The following is a 17,772-nucleotide window of genomic DNA, read 5'->3' as shown; positions in this document are numbered from 1 at the left end:
TAGTTAACAAAAAAGCGAATCCAAGTCGTAATTAAGACCTGAATTCGCTTCTTTGCTGTTCTCTCTTTTATTCCCAGAAATGCTTCATCTCTCGATATCCCACATCCCATGCCTTTTCGTTTCCTTCTATCGTAATGGTAATTTCGTTCGCTTGTTCGAAATACCAATCAAATACTTGTGGCGTACGCAATGGATCATCTTTTTCGAAATTAGATAAAAAGATTTGTCGCCCGTCTACAGAAACACTTACACTTCCTTTCAAATCTTTTGGGTCTGGAATTCCATAATTTAAATAAAAATAAAAATCTTTGCCACCAAACTTGTAAGTATACGTTTCGGATTTCTTATTGTTTGCATCGTATACGTTAAATTGAGGAGTGATTTTTTGACCCTCTATTTTGAAAGGAAGCAATGCAGTTTTTTTCGATATGACTCCACTGCTGTTTTCCCACTCGTTTAAAGCAACAAACGATCCCGGATTTTTAGCAACAGCTTTATCGATTCCAGCACCGATTCCCCATGAGACGAATAATAGTAAAATAATACAAATGCCCATAGTGACAACACGTCGCCAAGTACCTTTCATACGAATGCCAACGCTATAAGCTACGAACCCGATCACGGCGCCGGATGAATTTTTCAACACATCGCCTATATCGAAGCTTCCACGTAAGGTCAAAGCCTGTATAGTTTCAAGCACAAGGATAGACAACATAAACAAGATAATGAATCGAATAAATTTCATAGGATACAACAGTGGAATTAAAATGCCAAAAGGAATAAAAGCCGCCGTATTTCCCAGACTCACAATATCCATTATCGTTGGGTGTAAAAATTCTAACGGATTAGGCAATTTAAAAAAATTATCGGGTACAAAGATAAACGTGTAACTGTCAACTTCAGAATCGCCTCTACCAAAAGCAAAAAACATAAAATAAAGAATGAAGAGCGTATACAGCAGTGTTGTAGTGAGAATAAGTTTGCGTCTTGTTAACATTATTAGCTCCTTTGGAAAGAAATTGTTCAATACTCTGTATAAAAGACAGACTTTCGCTTTCTTTTGTATCCATTTCTTAGGAGCCTAGTATTGAACAAGTCATCAAAACTATAAAAAATCTCGTAAAATAGCAAAAAAGATTGATCCTGTACCGCGACCAATCCTTTATATATTTACTTTTCTATTATTGTTGTTATCGCTGCAGTTAAGTATAGATACGAAGCTAAGAGTTTATTCAGTTACTCCACTGTTTGTATCCCAAAACCGCAAAATTAAGATTCATACTTGACTTGCATTTCTAAACGTATCTCCTTATGTATACTATTATCCTAAAGCTACACTGGCTTCTGTTAATCGATCTTGAGCTTCTAAATATCGTAATGTTTGTTCAATAACTTCATGATTTATTTCTTTCAATATAAGTAAATGCCTGATATTAAAACCTGAAAGATGCGATTGCTCTTCAAAATAATGTATCAGTTTAGAAGGAGTTGTGATTAGACACCATCGCTTACTTCCATCTGAAAAAATAAGATCAACCTCCATCAAATCATAGTCCATTAGATCATCTTCTGACTTCCATTCTTTCAAATACGGTAATGTGATATTCCCATCAATAAAATGGGCTTTAGATATCCAAACTAATCTGCCATGGTTACCAGATATTCTATACTTATCGTCACGCTCGTTGTTTACGATATATTGATTGCCTCTTTTAAGCGCATGCTCATATACACCTACACTACAGCAAGTTACAATCTGTTGATCCATAAATAGATTTACTCCTATCTTTGATTCAGTATTTTTGATGTCTATCGATACTTTAGTCCATTATACAACCATTTGTTTAATTGATAAGAGAACGGTATACTTCAATAAATTCAAGAATATTTGCTAATCATTTGATAACAAAACAATCGAAATATCTGCTCCACAGTTTCAATTTCTAATCACAGCGGGTAAGGAACATCTAACTGCATCTCTCCACTTTTCACTAAGGGTGAGTTGTGGTTTTTTATGATTGACTTTAATTATGCTAACGTATTCATAATGGCGTATCTACACGTCGAGAGGAGCAACATCATGACGGTTCAAAAAGCGCTGATTTCAGGTGCAAGTATTGCCGGGCTTAGTACGGCATTCTGGTTGAGCAAAGCAGGTTGGGAAGTTACGGTTATCGAACGTGCAAGTGCTTTTCGTGATGGTGGACAAAATGTCGATGTGCGTGGCATTGCGCGTGAAGTTCTTCAAATGATGGGCTTGGAAGATCAAGTTCGCAATCAGACGACAACAGAAGAAGGAACTGCATTTGTAAATGAAAAAGGACAAATCGTCGGTGCATTTCCAGTCGAAGATTCGGATGGACTGACGGCTGAACTGGAAATTCTGCGTGGAGACTTGGCACGTATTATTTTAGATACGTTACCAGAGCAAGTTCAGGTTCGTTACGGTGACTGGATCGAAAACATTGTAAATCACAAAGAACATGTTGAGATTGACCTGCATTCTGGCAAAACCGAAATATACGATTTGCTTATTATCGCAGAAGGTGTGCGCTCTAGAACACGGGATAAAGTGTTTGGAGATCGTGTATCCAGACGTGAACTGGGTCTGAATATCGCCTATGGTACGATTGAACGACAAGCTGGAGATGATCGATGGTGGCGTTGGTATACGGCTACCGGTAGTCGCCAAATTTCACTTCGTCCTGATAATCAAGGAACGATACGTGCGATGCTCGCATTTAAAGATCGCGATCGTAACCTTGCATCTATCCCTTCAGAACAGGCTCGTACAGAATTGCGTACTATTTTTGCAGGAGCGGGCTGGGAAGATCAGCGTGTGATTGATGGATTTGCTACATCGAAAGATGTTTACTTTGATTACCTTACGCAAATTATGATGTCCACATGGTCAGAAGGCAGAGTATGTGTTACCGGTGATGCGGCTTGGTGTGTGACTCCTATAGGCGGTGGCGGATCATCGCTCGCATTGATCGGCGGATATGTTCTTGCGGCATTCCTATCACAACCTGAATCCAATGAAGCAGACGGAATAGCTATTTGTCTAAACAAGTATGAACAATGGATGCGCCCTATTGTAGATAAAGCACAGCATTTGCCTCCTGGAGCTCCTGATCTATTTTATCCTAAAACCAAACTTGGAGTCGGCACAATGCAGACCCTTGTACGAATCGCTAGTATGGGTCCTATTCGCAAACTTGCTTCCCGTATCGGTCATGTAGCCCGTACTGACCAACAACTGCCTGATATCAGACTTGTACAGACAACAATATAAGTATTTTATTTAGAAAATTCTCTGCACACATAAAATGGATATTATAATTGTATTGACCTGATGTTTAGCCTTCTTCATGTACAGGTTATCTCCTATAAAAGATACAGAACTTTGCTTTCTGTCCAATCTCTTATAGGAGAATAATGTTGTATATAATCAAAGTTTAGAATTTTTCTTGAGGTACTCCGGTTATTTTTTCGATTATTTGAGGATCTAATTTTAATTCTATCATTTTCCTCATCAAATTATCTCTTTCAGTCCATATTCCAAATGCTTTCCCATTTATAAATCCATCGTCTCTGGCTTCTTCAATATCTTTTGAAACATCCATATACTCACTAGTTAATTCACCGCACCACGAAGATTGCTCTTGATCATACATAATTTTCGCTTCTACCTGAATATCCTCAGCATATAAAATGATTTTTTTCTCCATCGATAAGTTCAAAATAGTTCATATCAAAAGCAGGGATTCTTATTCTATTAGGATTAGGGTTATTAAAATCTGTACATATCTTTTTCATATTGTTCTCCTTCATTTGCCGGATGTGTACTTAGCCATTTGATCATAAAGTCAAAAAGTTCTATCGAGTATCTATGTTTATGAGTACAATATGGCAATTCATTTCTAATCTTTTCTATATTACTCTCAATATCGACTGATTCGATAAAATATACCAGCCCCGGACAAAAGTCATTTAATGCTTTAAAATATCGTTTGTGCGGTTCAATAAATTGCAAATTCAATTCAAACCCTCTTCTTAACCGAGTAGAATCACCTGCTTTGCGTTGTCTGAGATTAGCTTCATCCGTATAAAGAACAAAATAGGTATCTGGAAATCCTAACTTCTGTTGCTTTATCAAAGGACGATAAAAATGCTCTACAAAGTCCAAACTTTGCCCATCAAATAAAGTAAAATCAAAAGACCAGTTATACCAGAATGGTTGAAACAGATCGATATCAATAATAACTTGTGTATGTAATTCCTTCTCCAGCGCAATATTCCATCGATCCAGTTGTCGCTCAAAAAACCATTCAGGATATGCTCGTTCTGGCTTTTCCCACCAAACCGCAACTTCAGGAATATGAAAAGCTTTGTTTGCTCTAGCAAGTGCAGTCGAAGTAGCCGTTTTTCCTACGGCACTTGCGCCTTCAATACTTATAATCGTCATAACCTATCCTTTCTACGATTTTTTAACATGCTTGGATGCAATAAAATCATAATAAACTATAATACAATCATATATAGCTCGATATTCATTCTACAAGATAAGTACAAAAAAGAACTGATCATTGAAGATCAATTCTTTTGTATAAAGCATAGATACAATAACTATATCGCTATCTTTCCTTTTCTATTCATGATAGAAAGCCAATACTTCCTGATTGACCTTCTAATCAACTCGTCCACTGCTTATATCCCATAACTGAAAAATGGTTATTTGTGCTATTCACAATAATGCGAAAATTTTTATAATCGTTTTTAGATAATTTCAAATGTTTTTTCTGGATTTTGGAATAAGGTTGGAATGGTGTTACAAATACAGGTTCCCATCCTTTGTCTGTCTGAGCTTCTAGACTAAAAATAACGACTTCTTTGTTTTGACCTTCGAAAGGAAAAATAGTAAATTGTACATCTGTTATTCCTTCCGCATTGATATTATCCAAAATACGTGGTGTAGAACTAGCCACGAATGTATAAATAATATAATAATCCAGGTCAGGTACAGGATCTCCTGGTTGTGGTGGTTCTGGTATAATGATCGGTGCTGCTTGCGTACTACTAGAAGGCGTTTCTGCAAAAGCAGTAGACGATTGACCCGCCAAAGCCCCTACAGATGCGAGACTTAATGTTAAAGGAATAACTAAAAGATTTTTTAAGAAATGATTAGAAATTTTCATCATATCTTCCTCTCGTTATTATTATTGACTTACTGTGCATCTATCTGCTTCTATATTGCTGATCATCCTCCTTGTTTTATTTGAATATAATTAACCTATTTAGTTAATTTATTCCATTTGAAATATATCATATTTAGAAATAAATGGATATAAAAAATAAAGAAATAAAGGTTATTTATTTCTGACTGAGATTCACAGCACATCACAAAAAAAAGATCGCTCATAGAGCGACCTTTTTGTATTATTTCCCCACTGAAGCAATAAACTTCTCCAATGCTGTAGTATCAGCAATATTATGATTACATTCTTCATGATCTATGCAAATATACTGACCTACAGAAGCAATATTATCTGGTGATCCACTTGCTTTGATTTTCACATTAAAAAATCCCAGCTCACGATGTCGATTACAAAACATACAGAATCCTTTTTTGTTCATCGAAGTCATCTGTCCTTCAATCCCCACCATCTGATCTTGATACGGATATACGATATACAGACGGTTTGTAGCAATATCTGTCCATCTTAAATACGTAGTATGTGTATAATCAATCATTTCTAGATTAGGTGTTTTTAGCTTTTTGGCTTTGGGAAATAGCTTCTGAATTTGCTTCAATGATACTTGTGGAAATGGAATCACATAAGCATCCAGTTCATCCAGATAATTTTCCAGATCATGCGTTGCTTCATACGTAGACAACTGTTCTAACAGACTTTTTTGTTCTGGAGTCAAATGTTCAAAAGCTTGTATAACGTTCATAACAGTAGTTTCTCTGACTGTTTCTAACACTTTGCGATCGCCAACGCTACGCATCGTTTTCAACAGAAAGTCTGCCTGTTTTTTAATAAAATTTAATTGATCATTCTGAATAAATGGTGTTTGCATTGCTTTCAGCCCCTTATATTTATTAAATCATTCATAAGGTGCAAAGCCTACGTATACCCACATACGTTAAAAACCGGGCGATATCATTACATTTATCGCGCCCTACACAAAGATATGCGCCCCGTTTAGGCTTTGCGTAAGGCCTTTGTAGTGAACGAGCAATCTAGCACTGCTACCAACATTGCCACGGTATGACCCCCAATTCAATAGTATATGAAAAGTATAGCAGTAATTTGAATTTATTGACAAGCTATCGTCTAGCCTTGTTTTCAATTTACCTTCGTTTTTAATGATTTAATAATTGCTCTATCCACTCTTCTAATTGCTTCTTATTGCGTATAATCACAACGTTTTGATGTTCTTTGACTTGCTTCAATTTTTCTAGTGTTTTAACTCGATTTCTTTTCCTATAATTCCATACCCATTTGATAAATCCAATATCAAGCTTTTCCGGGCAATCTTTATTAAGATCAGGTCTTGTTCTGCCATGATACTGTATTCTTCGCTTCATAATCCGATACATACATAACCATCTAGGCATATCCAAAAAGACAATAACATCGGCTCGCCCGATCCGTATATCTAATGTTCTAGAGTAATTTCCATCTATAATCCATCGATCTGTCAGCGCAAATTCTGTGACTTTCTGATCCCATGCTTCCTGCTCGGTTGATTGCCAGTTCGCTTGCCAGTAATAACGGTCTAGATGAATAATAGGTAATTGTAATATTTTATGTAGCTTTTGCGAAAGAGTCGACTTTCCCGAACCTGAACAACCGATCACTATCACCCGATCCATGATATCTCCTCCTTTTTCCAGATATTGATTTTATGTTGGAAAATTAATGATATTCATAGCGCTCATATCACTTTGTTACAATTCAAATGTTTCTATAATCAGTTGTGCCACCGTATCTGCGGATAGATTACTGTTATTGATTCGTACATAATGTTCATATCATTTAATTATGAGATAAAATGTGTTAAATACCACCATACTACTTTGTGATAGCCCATTAACTTAGAAGGGATTTCTTCTAAGCTGTGAATACTATATTTATTCAAATATTCATAATCACGATCATAAATGTAATACGTTCCATCTAAAGGTATTTCATTTCTATATTTGTATAAAGCAACTACATATTTTGAATCATCATTACTATCGTCATTCGCCAAATCATTTCTAGTTATTTCTTCTATATGAGTTATCGATCTTATTGTATTTTTAACTTGAGTAGTGACATGAGGACCAGACTCTTGTGGATAAAAAGCTATTGTTATACAACTCGTAACACATACCACTATTATAATTTTAACGATATTCTTCCATATTTTTTTGTGCACGATGAACATGGAAGCGACAACTATTATAATATTCACAATAAAAGTTGCAGGAACAGTTAAAATTCTTCCCAGACCTGTATATGGAAACCATTTAATTAAGAGCATAGTCCAAATAACAGTGGGCAACAGTAATAATAAAAAATACCATAATGGTTTTAATTTTTTCATTAGTATTCTCCAATTTTATGATGTAGTCTTTTAGTTAATCTGATTTAGAAAATGTTATTCATATCCCCTTGTGGGATTAGTCAACCTTTTATATTACAATTTCACCTAGATAGTTTACAAATATTAAATTTTCTTTTGGAGAAACGCTCCATTTAATTATTTTTTCAATAAAAGAAGGTGTAATGATATCATCTTTCCAAACCGGTGTAAGCACTCTCTGATAACCAGTACGACTCTGCGCAATTCCTGCAAATTCTAATCCTTGTATAACAATAAAAGGTTTTGTTTTTTGTATTTTAGTCTGACCTACTTCATATACAACGATAAACTTTTTATCTTCTGAAATAATATGTACATTAACCTTACCTGCATCCTCCCAATCTGGCTTTACATACCAATAGAAAACGCGATTTAAGCAAGTAATTTTTCTTTTACTCTTTCTATTCATTCCCATTTGTTCACCTCCTTAACGATATATAATAATATTTAATATTGTTGAGAACATATTCGGCTTGATCTAAATCAAAAGAAAATAACAGTGCAACGTATAATGTACTTTTGATCAAGTATACAACTTAGATTTTCCCTGTCTAATATAGTATAGAGTTGGACATATTTTTTTCTCCTTCAAGCCATTATAATATAACCAATAAATGAATGATTAAAAGCGCTGATCAATCAACCATTTATCATTTACTTTAATAATTGCATAGCTTACTTGATCTGTATCTCCATTTTCCCATGTTCTTGTAACACGTATATTGACAAGATCCTTATCGATTTGATCTATTTTATCGATATTGCATTCCGCCAAATCTAACGTGCTCTGATTAATTTCAAAGTAACTATTCTTCATTTCTTCGATTGTTTTGCTATCGCTCGTATCTCCCGAACATAACGAATACGCTTGCTTAATAAAATCATTTGTCGCAACATTACTCCATTTATGTATATCATTAAAATCGTGAAAATAATTAGCAATCGTATAGTCTAATCCTGGAATAGTAGCACTTTGATTCCGACCATCGATTTTCACTACTGATTGAGCATCTACACTACAGGAACATAACAAAAGTAATATGATAAGCAGAACAGCAACCTTTAGAACATTCATCTTACACCTCTTTTATTGTTTTTCTATCTATTCTTACTCATTAACTTGTTATACTGTTCCCACTCAAAATAAAAAGGGCCGATAGGTATAGTTCGATTATCTGGCTCTAGCTTAAAATCTCTCCATACGATTAAATCTGCTTCTTTTTCTATCAAAACGGAGATAAATCCGCATTCTTCATCCCCACACCAGGGACAGACTAATAGTGGATATCTATAATATAGATCAGGATGCATCTGTTCTAATAACAAATAATCTAAGATTTGCTTTTGATACTCTTCACCTCCCCATCCTAACGCGGGAATCCTATCATATTGTTTTAGCATAGTATACAGAGATTGGCCATCGATTACAAAATCAATAAAAGTCACATTTTTATTTCCCTCTTGCTGAGGATCGAACTCATCGTATCGCTGTGTACTTTGTAGCTGTAAATGATTGATATTGTGCATAGATTCTCCTTATTATGTATTTCTTTATTTAGTATATCAGCCCTTTTACCAGTTCAACATGCTCTTTTTTGTACAAATAAGATATAAGACACTTTTCTATCTATTTATTCGATCTCTAATCTTAACCAAATCAATGAACTAAAGGAGAATCATTATGCAGCTTACAGGGAATACGATATTGATCACCGGTGGAAGTGCAGGAATTGGACTTGCTTTTGCAGAGCGTTTTTTGAAAGCAGGTAATAAAGTGATTATCTGTGGACGACGTGAAGAGGTTCTGCAACAAGCAGAGCAACAATATCCAACATTAATTACACGTGTATGCGATGTGGAAAATGAAGCTGAACGGATTCAACTATTGGATTGGGCCACAACTCACTATCCAGAAGTAAATGTGCTCGTTAATAATGCAGGTATTCAGCAACGCTTAAATATATTAACAGCAGATGCTAAGAACCATTGGAGTGATTTTAGCAAAGAAATCACGATCAATATTGAAGCACCTATTCACCTTTCGATGTTGTTTGCTCCTTATTTTGTGACTCAACAAAATGCTGCTATTGTTAATGTTACTTCGGGATTAGCTTTTACACCATTTGTGATTGCTCCTATCTATTCAGCAACCAAAGCAGCACTCCATTCATTTACGATGAGTCTTCGATACCAGTTAGAAGATACATCGATTGAAGTGATCGAAATTGCACCTCCTGCTGTAAATACAGATTTAGGTGGAGCCGGACAACATACTCAAGGCGAGCCGTTAGATGCTTTTGCAGATGGTATATTTGAAGGATTAGCGGCAGGTAAACAAGAAATTGGTTACGGTTCTTCGGTAGATCGCCTACGAATGTCACGCGATGATATCGATAAATACACCAAGCAAATGTACGAGATGACTAAAGGCTTTTTGAAATCATAAAATTTTTATAGTCCTAAACGTAGTACAATTACGCAATAATCATTCCAATAAAGCCCATACTATTAAATCCAATCATATTTTGTTCTTTGTAGTACTCAAAAAAGAGTCCCTCTGTAGTTTATACAAAGGGACTCTTTTTATTTTGTTTTACTTGTAGTAGTTCTTATTTAATTATAATAATTTATGCTTATTTAGATCATTACTTGTATGATATTTTGGATGTATCGTTATTGGGTATACCCATTTCTTAATCAATCATCATGCTATACTTGCTACGCTAACTTATGAATGAATACTTTTATTTTTCTCATAAAAACGCGCATTATGAGAAGACACGCCTGCCATATGAGAAGCATCCGGTTCTAGATACAATTTGGCTGCATTGACCGCAAGTACAGCATCATTAAATGCTCCAGCGATCAGTCTAACTTTGCTTCCATATGTGATACAATCTCCTGCACCAAATACGCCTTGAATATTTGTACGCATACGTGCGTCTACAGATACTCCGTAATCTTCCCGTTCTAGGCCCCATTCCATCAGATTACCGAAATTACGATCGTATCCATGATTGACGATAACTTCATCTACTTCAATGTGTTGCAGTTCGTCCGTATGCATATGTGCAATTTCAACATATTCGATCTTATCTTGTGCACCATGTAGATGAGCAATGCGATAAGGGGTGTGTACATGGGCAAAAGATTTCATCTGAGCAACAGGGTGTTCATGCCCTCCAAATTCATCCCGTCGATGAACAACAGTCACCTCCTTCGCTAATCCAGCCAATTCATTTGCCCAATCTACTGCCGAGTCTCCACCACCAGAGATCAATACCCGTTTACCGGCAAAGCGAGAAAGATCGGTTACTGTATAGTGTAGATTAGTCAACTCATACTGATTCGCGCCTTGAATATCTAGCTTCTGGATCTGAGTCATTCCTCTACCGATACATAATACAATCGTGCGTGTATAATGACGTTCACCGGTTCTGGATGTCAGCATTAATACACCATCTTCAAGACGTTCCAGATGAGCAATTTCCTGACCAAAGACAATTGTAGGTTCAAATGTTTGAGCTTGTTTCTCCAAAGATTGTATAATCTGCTCACAACGGGTAGGCTCAATTCCACCCACATCCCAGACTAACTTTTCAGGATACGTACGCATAAATCCACCAAGTTCATGCTTAGCTTCAATAATCTTCGTACGCATCGCCCGCATGCCACTGTAAAAAGCAGCATACATTCCCGCTGGGCCGCCACCAATAATCGTAATATCGTAAATATCGAGCGGTTGAGTATTCATCTTATTTCACCAACTTTTCGACAACATTATTCATTAACAATACTGAACCAACAGGGCCTACTCCATGGACAAAATCACTTGTTTTCAACGGGAAAACATGATCGTTTTTGACAGCAGTTAGACTTGCCCATACTTTGTTTTCTTTTAACCTTTTCATCGATTCGGTATTATCGTGATCTTTCAAAATCCGATCTTCGACAAAAATATAATCAGGATTCATATCAGGTAAAGCTTCGAGTGATATTGGAGAAAACCAATCGGTCGAGTCTTTGATCGCTTCAGGGCTATGTAGACCTAGCGTTTGATAAAAGAATGCACTACTGTTCGCAGCTTTGGGCCCCATTACACGATAACGTTCGGATTCAACACGCAAGATCAATACCGTTTTATCACCAATCGCTTGTTGAATTTGCTCTCTAGCTTGTTTGGCTTTGGCATCGAATGTGGCTAATACCTGTTGAGACACTTCTGTTTTATCGAAAATAGCTGCCAGATCAGGCATGGCTGTTTTCATTTCACTATCTGCATTAATCGCTACAGTTGGTGCAATTTTGGATAATTCTTCGTACGTACCCGGCTCCATACCAACACCAATGCCTACGATTAGATCAGGAGATAATGATAATAATTGCTCATAGTTGTATTGATATTGCTCTGCTTGAATCATTTGCACGCCATTCTTTTCAAAATAAGGTGCACGATAATCCGGCTCTACCTCAGGTACAAAAATAACCATCTGTGGCGGAACACCCATTTCAATCAAATACTCTGCATAGATCGAACTAAGCACCAGTACATTTTTGGGATGCTGTGGAATCGTAACTTCTCCGAAATAATCTTTGACTATTTTGGTAGCTGTATCTTGCTCAGTGGCTTTTGCTGTATTAGCTTCTGTATTCGAACCGCTAGCACAAGCGGATAACAACAAGCTGCATATCATAACTAGTATTCCCCAACTTAACAACCGACGCGACATATCTGTATCTCTCCTTATATGATAATGATTATTATTATCATATAGTATCAGACAACAACTCTTCCTTACATGGGGAATCGTGCGTATTGATTTGAATTATTGTGCACTCTTTTATAACTCACCTGTCAAATTAGTCACAATTTCATCTAATATCATCTTATATCCTGTGATACCGCGTCCTTCTACCCAGAGACGTGTATCCATATCGAACACTTGATGTTGTTGAACAGCCTTTAACTGTTGCCATACATCACTTTCTAGCAATTTTTGCATACTCTCATCGGTACTGAACTGCTCTATCATCCTTTTCTCTATAAACAGATAATCAGGATTGGCTGACAATAACAGCTCTAATGTACAAGGATTGAACCATGACTTGCCTTCTTGTAATACTTCGGGTGCACTCAATTCCAATTGACTATATAGTAACTTTGCTACACCAACAGCATCTACACCAAGATAACGATAACCGTAAGGCTCTATTCGCAAAACCATAATCGTCGCTTGCGCATCAATGATCGGTTGAAGCTTTTGTCTGGCGATCTCGATCTCTTGTTCTAAATGGAATTGAATCTGCTCTGCTTCTGCTTGCTTGTGAAATATAGAAGACAATTGTTGCAGTAACGTTAGCACATCAATACTCAAGTTCGTAATAAAAGGGGCTATCGCACGTAACTGTTGTCTCACTTCTTCAGACCATACATTACCGATCAGCAATTCTGGATTTAGTTGCTGAATCTGCCCAATATCTTGTTCATACTGTGCCATCTCTACGATCTTTACACCATGTGCTTCAAATTGTTGCAATTGATGAGGTGCTAACAGAAGCGGCGTTACCATCACTGCATAAGGGATAATACCGAGATTGATCATGATATCGGCGCACGTTGCAGAAAGGCATACTATTTTACGAGACGATAGACTTCCTGCATACAGACTTGGCGATACACCGACAACCTGCTTGAATCGTCGGCTAAAATAATGCGTATCTTCAAAACCAGACTGTTTGGCAATGTCTTGCGAATTGGTCTGGGTAAAGATCAATTGTTCTTGCGCACGATACATACGGAACGAAGCCAGATAATCAAGCGGTGGCTTCCCATATCGTTCACTAAATTTACGCGAGTAATACCAGGGGCTTACTCCGGCAATTTCTGCTAACTGCTTACGGGTGATCACTTGATCATAATGAGTATGCATATATTCAGCAGAACGGATAATGCCTTGCGTTAGCGTTTGCTGATCATCAGTTATATGATGTTGAGCTTGATATATATAGTTGAGCAATTCATAGATAACAGATGGATATTTTACCGATAATTCATATTGTAGATCCGAACTTTCTTTACTCAAATGTTGACTGATATTCGCAACAACCCCACCTGTTAATTGCACTTTCTGATAGGTGCCTTCTGCTGGAACAGACCATAGATAAGGACTCCATGTTGACGTATTTTCGGTCAGCACATATGTATTAAATTCAATGCACCAACCGGACAGATCAAGTTGACCACCTTCTAACACTTCAATCAACGAATATGCTTCTACTGCAATCAATTGACCAAATGATACTTGAATACGTTCACCGTTTATTTTCCAGATCGCTTGTCCATCTATAATAAGAATCAATGATGGATATATAAAAGAATGGAATGCTCCTACAGACATCCATTGATGTGTTAACGATTGAGTCGATTTCCATTGTACAATCCACTGATTTTCAACTGACATTCTAACTTCCCTCACGATCATTCGTATAAGCTTGCTGTTATGACTAATTGATTTGAAGCTCAACTTACTTTTTTGTGTATTGTATCATATGCTATAAAAAAATAAGCCTACCTCTACAGCATCGTTCACTGTACAAGCAGACTTATAGGTGTATCTATATAGTGGTTATATTATGCTTGATTTAAAATCTCGCGGAATCCTTCTTGAAGTGGTGTATTCGGATGACCTAATACTTTTTCGAAATCTTGACTTTCTACAGCGAGTGAACCTTCGCGGATCGCTGTTTGGATACCCACTACAAAAGGAAGTGCATCAGCAGGTACGCCTGCTTCTTTCATGACTTGTTCATACGTAGCATCATCTACTTGTTGAACAGGAATATCTTTTCCGCTCACTTCAGCCAAAATGGCTGCTAGTTCTTCTTGTGTCAATAATGGGCCTGATAATTCATAGACTTTATTATTATGACCTTCATGAGTTAACACATTTGCTGCTGCTTCTGCATAATCACGACGAATCGCCCAGCCTACTTTACCATTTCCAGCAGATGTTAACCAGGGAGCACCTTGTAATGCAGCTTGAATCGTACCCATTTCATTTTCCAAATACCAGTTGTTACGTAGAATAGCATATGTGATTCCTGAAGCGACCAAAGCATCCTCAGTTTGACGATGATCTTCGGTTAAAAAGAATGTACTTTCCTGTGCATTCGGTGCACTGGTATAAGCGATAAAGCTAACGCCTGCGGCTTTGGCGGCATCGATAGCAGCTTGATGTTCAGCAACACGATTTCCCGGAGATGTAGAGATCATAAGCAATTTATCAACACCTGCAAAAGCGGAAGCTAACGTTTCAGGACGGGCAAAATCACCTTCTCTAACTTCTACACCTTTGGCGCTCAAATGCTCTGCTTTTTTCGGATCACGTACACTTGCCACGATATCACTAGCAGGAACCGATTGTAACAATTGCTCAACAACAAGTGAACCCAATTGACCTGTAGCTCCAGTAACTAGAATTTTCATAAGTGTAACCTCCATCAAATTTAGAATCGTAATCTGCTTTGTTATCAACTTGCCTATTCATCATAATCAATAATCCGTATAAATAACATGACATTCAGTGAAATAAAATAGTTTTGATCCAATGATCTTCAAAACTCATTTTATTTACTTTATGTAAGTTAGTATATTTAAAATATAAAGTTTCGTCAAGTAACTAAATAAAAAGCAATTATTTGTCGTCTTGTATATCGATATGCGAATACTGATGAGTGGCTACACTGGATTCTCGTACGATTAATCTAGGCTCAAATTCTACCCTTTCATATGCCGATACATTCGGTGACTGAATGCGTTTGAGTAGTAATTCTGCTGCTAATCTGCCTACTTCATTCCCCATGATAGATACTGAACTAATTTGCGGCGTTGTGATCGTTGTCCACAAATTGTTATCGATTCCTACTACCGCGATATCTTGTGGCACACGAACCCCTAACTCTTTGAAACGATTCACAATTCCAATCGCGACCATATCGTTCACTGCATAGATTGCATCAGGCATATGCTTCAAATGGTAAAAGTAATTAGCCGCTTGTCGTCCGGTCTCAAATGTAAAATCTTCCCCAAAATACACCAGTGAAGCGTCTACCTGTCTAACCGATTGTTCATATGCTAGATAACGCTCTTCAATTTTATCTTTCGGTGCACCCGCATAAGCAATACGGGTACGTCCAATCTGAATAAGATGTTCCATAACCAGCTTACCTTCTTGTCTGGCAAGACCGACAATATCAGCTTTGAGATCAGGGCTTAGCGTTTTACTATAATTTATAACCGAGATAGGAATGCCCGCTTGATTGATCATACTTTCAAGTGACTTGGGATAAGCAAGTGGCATCATCACTAATCCATCTACATGAAGTTTTTTGATTTCACGTAACGTTTCCAACTCCAATCTTGCATTACCCAGTGTATTAATCTGTACAACTCGATATCCATGTTGCTTGGCGGCTTGCTCTACTGCCCAAGCAATATCAGGAATAATAGCGTTACGAATATCAGGAACAGCAAGAGCAATCTGACGGGTCTGACGGATTTTGAGACTTTGAGCAGATGTATTTGGTGTAAAGCCCATTTCATCAATAATTTGTAGTATTCGTGCTCTGGTGGCCTGGCTAATTCCTGTACTATTATTCAAAGCTCGAGATACGGTAGCAATACCTACCCCTGCTTGCTTGGCTACATCTTCAATCGTTACTTTTTTTGAACGCATATATTAATAGTCCTTCCTAATCGGAATCGTTTCCATAATAATGTGAAATATTTCATGATTTACATCCATTATATCATGGGCAATGCTATACAAGCTTGATCAAGCTTTGGGAGACCATCTGGATTCATCATTTTTACTATTATTGTTTCTATATGTTTGATAGCGATGACATGTCAATGTAAAAAGATCATATTGTTTCAATGATGATGATCACTTTTTTTAGTGAAATCATTTGACTTTATGTCAATAATGTGACATCATATTTTTCGGAAACGTTTCCCAAATTATTTTATACTTAACTTTGAAATGATACATTTTAGACTAGGGAGATGACAGGAATGCAAGCATTAAGATGGCATGGTGTTAAAGATTTAAGAGTAGAAACAATTGAAGAACCACAAGTAACAGCAGGTAAAGTAAAAATTAAAATAGAATGGTGCGGTATCTGCGGTAGCGATCTACATGAATATGCGGCAGGACCTATCTTTATTTCGCAAGGTACGAATCATCCGTTAACAAATGAACAAGCACCTGTAGTGATGGGTCATGAATTTTCCGGACAGGTAGTTGAAGTCGGCGAAGGTGTTACCAAAGTTCAAGCTGGCGACCGCGTAGTGGTAGAGCCTATTTTTGCATGTGGAAAATGTACAGCTTGTAAGCAAGGTAAATATAACCTTTGTGAACATATGGGATTTTTAGGGCTTGCCGGTGGTGGCGGTGGCTTCTCTGAGTATGTAGCTGCTGATGAACATATGGTGCACAAAATTCCAGATAGCGTATCATATGAGCAAGGGGCACTTGTTGAACCTTCTGCGGTTGCTTTGTATGCTGTCCGTCAAAGTCAATTAAAAGTCGGCGATCGCGCTGTTGTATTCGGTGCAGGTCCAATCGGTCTACTTGTGATTGAAGCGCTCAAAGCATCAGGAGCGGCAGAAATCTATGCTGTTGAATTATCAGAAGAACGTCGAAGCACTGCTGAATCATTAGGTGCTATCGGACTTAATCCAGCTGAAGTCGATGTAGTTCAAGAGATTCATCGTCTTACTAATGGCGGTGCAGATGTTGCTTATGAAGTAACAGGGGTGCCAGTAGTCTTAACTCAAGCGATTCAATCTACCAAGCTTAGCGGACAGATTATGATCGTTAGTATTTTTGAAAAAGAAGCACTTATTCATCCTAATCAGATCGTTATGCAAGAACGTAATATTACAGGCATTATCGGGTATCGTGATGTATTCCCTGCGGTTATCAGTCTTATGAGTCAAGGATACTTCTCATCCGAGAAATTAGTCACCAAGCGTATTGCTTTGAATGATATTGTAGAACAAGGATTTGAAGCATTGTTAAAAGAAAAAAATCAAGTCAAAATCATAGTTTCTCCTAACCAATCTTAATAGAT

The 17,772-nt window shown here is 37.1% G+C and carries 19 protein-coding genes; 3 read left to right on the top strand and 16 right to left on the bottom strand.

Features of this window, described 5'->3' with window-relative positions; all coding sequences use genetic code 11:
• Nucleotides 1–67 precede the first annotated feature (67 nt).
• Both QCD85_RS12630 and QCD85_RS12625 read right to left on the bottom strand, forming a co-directional pair.
• A complete protein-coding gene (locus tag QCD85_RS12630) occupies nucleotides 68–997 on the bottom strand; it encodes a VanZ family protein (RefSeq protein WP_301262830.1) in 930 nt (309 codons plus the stop codon).
• A gap of 324 nt (nucleotides 998–1,321) precedes the next feature.
• Entirely contained in the window at nucleotides 1,322–1,768 is a 447-nt protein-coding gene (locus tag QCD85_RS12625) for a hypothetical protein (protein WP_301262829.1), read from the bottom strand.
• Between the two features lie 312 nt (nucleotides 1,769–2,080).
• Here QCD85_RS12625 and QCD85_RS12620 point away from each other — a divergent pair, with 312 nt between their 5' ends.
• Nucleotides 2,081–3,295, top strand: coding sequence for an FAD-dependent monooxygenase (locus QCD85_RS12620; RefSeq protein WP_301262828.1), 1,215 nt, complete (start codon nucleotides 2,081–2,083; stop codon nucleotides 3,293–3,295).
• A gap of 163 nt (nucleotides 3,296–3,458) precedes the next feature.
• Here QCD85_RS12620 and QCD85_RS12615 read toward each other — a convergent pair whose 3' ends face one another.
• From QCD85_RS12615 to QCD85_RS12575, 9 genes are all read right to left on the bottom strand, one after another.
• Nucleotides 3,459–3,731 (bottom strand): hypothetical protein, encoded by a 273-nt coding sequence (locus QCD85_RS12615; protein ID WP_301262827.1) that lies wholly within the window; start codon nucleotides 3,729–3,731, stop codon nucleotides 3,459–3,461.
• Nucleotides 3,732–3,793: 62 nt separating this feature from the next.
• Nucleotides 3,794–4,468 (bottom strand): hypothetical protein, encoded by a 675-nt coding sequence (locus QCD85_RS12610; protein WP_301262826.1) that lies wholly within the window; start codon nucleotides 4,466–4,468, stop codon nucleotides 3,794–3,796.
• A gap of 226 nt (nucleotides 4,469–4,694) precedes the next feature.
• Nucleotides 4,695–5,198, bottom strand: a complete 504-nt coding sequence (locus QCD85_RS12605) for a hypothetical protein (RefSeq protein ID WP_301262825.1) — start codon at nucleotides 5,196–5,198, stop codon at nucleotides 4,695–4,697.
• A gap of 241 nt (nucleotides 5,199–5,439) precedes the next feature.
• Nucleotides 5,440–6,084 carry a FusB/FusC family EF-G-binding protein gene (locus QCD85_RS12600; RefSeq protein WP_301262824.1) on the bottom strand — a complete coding sequence of 215 codons (645 nt, stop codon included), beginning with the start codon at nucleotides 6,082–6,084 and terminating at the stop codon, nucleotides 5,440–5,442.
• A 286-nt stretch (nucleotides 6,085–6,370) separates the two neighbouring features.
• Entirely contained in the window at nucleotides 6,371–6,883 is a 513-nt protein-coding gene (locus QCD85_RS12595; protein WP_301262823.1) for a DNA topology modulation protein, read from the bottom strand.
• A 167-nt stretch (nucleotides 6,884–7,050) separates the two neighbouring features.
• Nucleotides 7,051–7,599: a hypothetical protein gene (locus QCD85_RS12590; RefSeq protein WP_274172171.1), complete on the bottom strand. Its 549-nt coding sequence runs from the start codon at nucleotides 7,597–7,599 to the stop codon at nucleotides 7,051–7,053.
• An 88-nt stretch (nucleotides 7,600–7,687) separates the two neighbouring features.
• On the bottom strand, nucleotides 7,688–8,053 hold the full coding sequence (locus tag QCD85_RS12585; RefSeq protein ID WP_274172170.1) for a hypothetical protein: 366 nt from the start codon (nucleotides 8,051–8,053) through the stop codon (nucleotides 7,688–7,690).
• A 207-nt stretch (nucleotides 8,054–8,260) separates the two neighbouring features.
• A complete protein-coding gene (locus QCD85_RS12580) occupies nucleotides 8,261–8,713 on the bottom strand; it encodes a hypothetical protein (protein ID WP_301262822.1) in 453 nt (150 codons plus the stop codon).
• 23 nt (nucleotides 8,714–8,736) lie between these two features.
• Nucleotides 8,737–9,165, bottom strand: a complete 429-nt coding sequence (locus QCD85_RS12575) for an oxidoreductase (protein ID WP_301262821.1) — start codon at nucleotides 9,163–9,165, stop codon at nucleotides 8,737–8,739.
• Nucleotides 9,166–9,319: 154 nt separating this feature from the next.
• Between QCD85_RS12575 and QCD85_RS12570 the strand changes: the two genes are divergently transcribed.
• A complete protein-coding gene (locus QCD85_RS12570) occupies nucleotides 9,320–10,084 on the top strand; it encodes an SDR family oxidoreductase (protein ID WP_301262820.1) in 765 nt (254 codons plus the stop codon).
• 282 nt (nucleotides 10,085–10,366) lie between these two features.
• Here the strand turns inward: QCD85_RS12570 and QCD85_RS12565 are convergent, their stop codons facing one another.
• The 5 genes from QCD85_RS12565 to QCD85_RS12545 all read right to left on the bottom strand — a co-directional run bounded on the left by QCD85_RS12565 (nucleotide 10,367) and on the right by QCD85_RS12545 (nucleotide 16,373).
• Entirely contained in the window at nucleotides 10,367–11,392 is a 1,026-nt protein-coding gene (locus QCD85_RS12565; RefSeq protein WP_301262819.1) for an NAD(P)/FAD-dependent oxidoreductase, read from the bottom strand.
• Between the two features lies 1 nt (nucleotide 11,393).
• A complete protein-coding gene (locus tag QCD85_RS12560) occupies nucleotides 11,394–12,368 on the bottom strand; it encodes an ABC transporter substrate-binding protein (RefSeq protein ID WP_301262818.1) in 975 nt (324 codons plus the stop codon).
• Between the two features lie 111 nt (nucleotides 12,369–12,479).
• Nucleotides 12,480–14,099, bottom strand: a complete 1,620-nt coding sequence (locus tag QCD85_RS12555) for a helix-turn-helix domain-containing protein (protein ID WP_301262817.1) — start codon at nucleotides 14,097–14,099, stop codon at nucleotides 12,480–12,482.
• 170 nt (nucleotides 14,100–14,269) lie between these two features.
• The gene (locus tag QCD85_RS12550; protein WP_301262816.1) at nucleotides 14,270–15,124 is read right to left on the bottom strand and encodes an SDR family oxidoreductase; all 855 of its coding nucleotides are present in this window, start codon (nucleotides 15,122–15,124) and stop codon (nucleotides 14,270–14,272) included.
• A 208-nt stretch (nucleotides 15,125–15,332) separates the two neighbouring features.
• On the bottom strand, nucleotides 15,333–16,373 hold the full coding sequence (locus QCD85_RS12545) for a LacI family DNA-binding transcriptional regulator (RefSeq protein WP_274172162.1): 1,041 nt from the start codon (nucleotides 16,371–16,373) through the stop codon (nucleotides 15,333–15,335).
• Nucleotides 16,374–16,711: 338 nt separating this feature from the next.
• Here QCD85_RS12545 and QCD85_RS12540 point away from each other — a divergent pair, with 338 nt between their 5' ends.
• Nucleotides 16,712–17,767, top strand: coding sequence for a 2,3-butanediol dehydrogenase (locus tag QCD85_RS12540; protein ID WP_301262815.1), 1,056 nt, complete (start codon nucleotides 16,712–16,714; stop codon nucleotides 17,765–17,767).
• Nucleotides 17,768–17,772: the final 5 nt, after the last annotated feature.

The sequence above is a fragment of the Paenibacillus sp. PsM32 genome, from assembly GCF_030433815.1.
GTDB classification, from domain to species: domain Bacteria; phylum Bacillota; class Bacilli; order Paenibacillales; family Paenibacillaceae; genus Saccharibacillus; species Saccharibacillus kyungheensis.
Note: the sequence above shows the minus strand (reverse complement) of the source record. Positions and strands in the feature narration are given on the sequence as shown.

What these genes read in the sequence shown, in the direction of transcription:
- QCD85_RS12555 (WP_301262817.1), bottom strand. Translation starts at nt 14,099, where the DNA reads ATGTCAGTTGAAAATCAGTGGATTGTACAATGGAAATCGACTCAATCG.
- QCD85_RS12550 (WP_301262816.1), bottom strand. Translation starts at nt 15,124, where the DNA reads ATGAAAATTCTAGTTACTGGAGCTACAGGTCAATTGGGTTCACTTGTT.
- QCD85_RS12600 (WP_301262824.1), bottom strand. Translation starts at nt 6,084, where the DNA reads ATGCAAACACCATTTATTCAGAATGATCAATTAAATTTTATTAAAAAA.
- QCD85_RS12610 (WP_301262826.1), bottom strand. Translation starts at nt 4,468, where the DNA reads ATGACGATTATAAGTATTGAAGGCGCAAGTGCCGTAGGAAAAACGGCT.
- QCD85_RS12545 (WP_274172162.1), bottom strand. Translation starts at nt 16,373, where the DNA reads ATGCGTTCAAAAAAAGTAACGATTGAAGATGTAGCCAAGCAAGCAGGG.
- QCD85_RS12580 (WP_301262822.1), bottom strand. Translation starts at nt 8,713, where the DNA reads ATGAATGTTCTAAAGGTTGCTGTTCTGCTTATCATATTACTTTTGTTA.
- QCD85_RS12570 (WP_301262820.1), top strand. Translation starts at nt 9,320, where the DNA reads ATGCAGCTTACAGGGAATACGATATTGATCACCGGTGGAAGTGCAGGA.
- QCD85_RS12585 (WP_274172170.1), bottom strand. Translation starts at nt 8,053, where the DNA reads ATGGGAATGAATAGAAAGAGTAAAAGAAAAATTACTTGCTTAAATCGC.
- QCD85_RS12575 (WP_301262821.1), bottom strand. Translation starts at nt 9,165, where the DNA reads ATGCACAATATCAATCATTTACAGCTACAAAGTACACAGCGATACGAT.
- QCD85_RS12565 (WP_301262819.1), bottom strand. Translation starts at nt 11,392, where the DNA reads ATGAATACTCAACCGCTCGATATTTACGATATTACGATTATTGGTGGC.
- QCD85_RS12590 (WP_274172171.1), bottom strand. Translation starts at nt 7,599, where the DNA reads ATGAAAAAATTAAAACCATTATGGTATTTTTTATTATTACTGTTGCCC.
- QCD85_RS12615 (WP_301262827.1), bottom strand. Translation starts at nt 3,731, where the DNA reads ATGGAGAAAAAAATCATTTTATATGCTGAGGATATTCAGGTAGAAGCG.
- QCD85_RS12620 (WP_301262828.1), top strand. Translation starts at nt 2,081, where the DNA reads ATGACGGTTCAAAAAGCGCTGATTTCAGGTGCAAGTATTGCCGGGCTT.
- QCD85_RS12595 (WP_301262823.1), bottom strand. Translation starts at nt 6,883, where the DNA reads ATGGATCGGGTGATAGTGATCGGTTGTTCAGGTTCGGGAAAGTCGACT.
- QCD85_RS12625 (WP_301262829.1), bottom strand. Translation starts at nt 1,768, where the DNA reads ATGGATCAACAGATTGTAACTTGCTGTAGTGTAGGTGTATATGAGCAT.
- QCD85_RS12630 (WP_301262830.1), bottom strand. Translation starts at nt 997, where the DNA reads ATGTTAACAAGACGCAAACTTATTCTCACTACAACACTGCTGTATACG.
- QCD85_RS12605 (WP_301262825.1), bottom strand. Translation starts at nt 5,198, where the DNA reads ATGAAAATTTCTAATCATTTCTTAAAAAATCTTTTAGTTATTCCTTTA.
- QCD85_RS12540 (WP_301262815.1), top strand. Translation starts at nt 16,712, where the DNA reads ATGCAAGCATTAAGATGGCATGGTGTTAAAGATTTAAGAGTAGAAACA.
- QCD85_RS12560 (WP_301262818.1), bottom strand. Translation starts at nt 12,368, where the DNA reads ATGTCGCGTCGGTTGTTAAGTTGGGGAATACTAGTTATGATATGCAGC.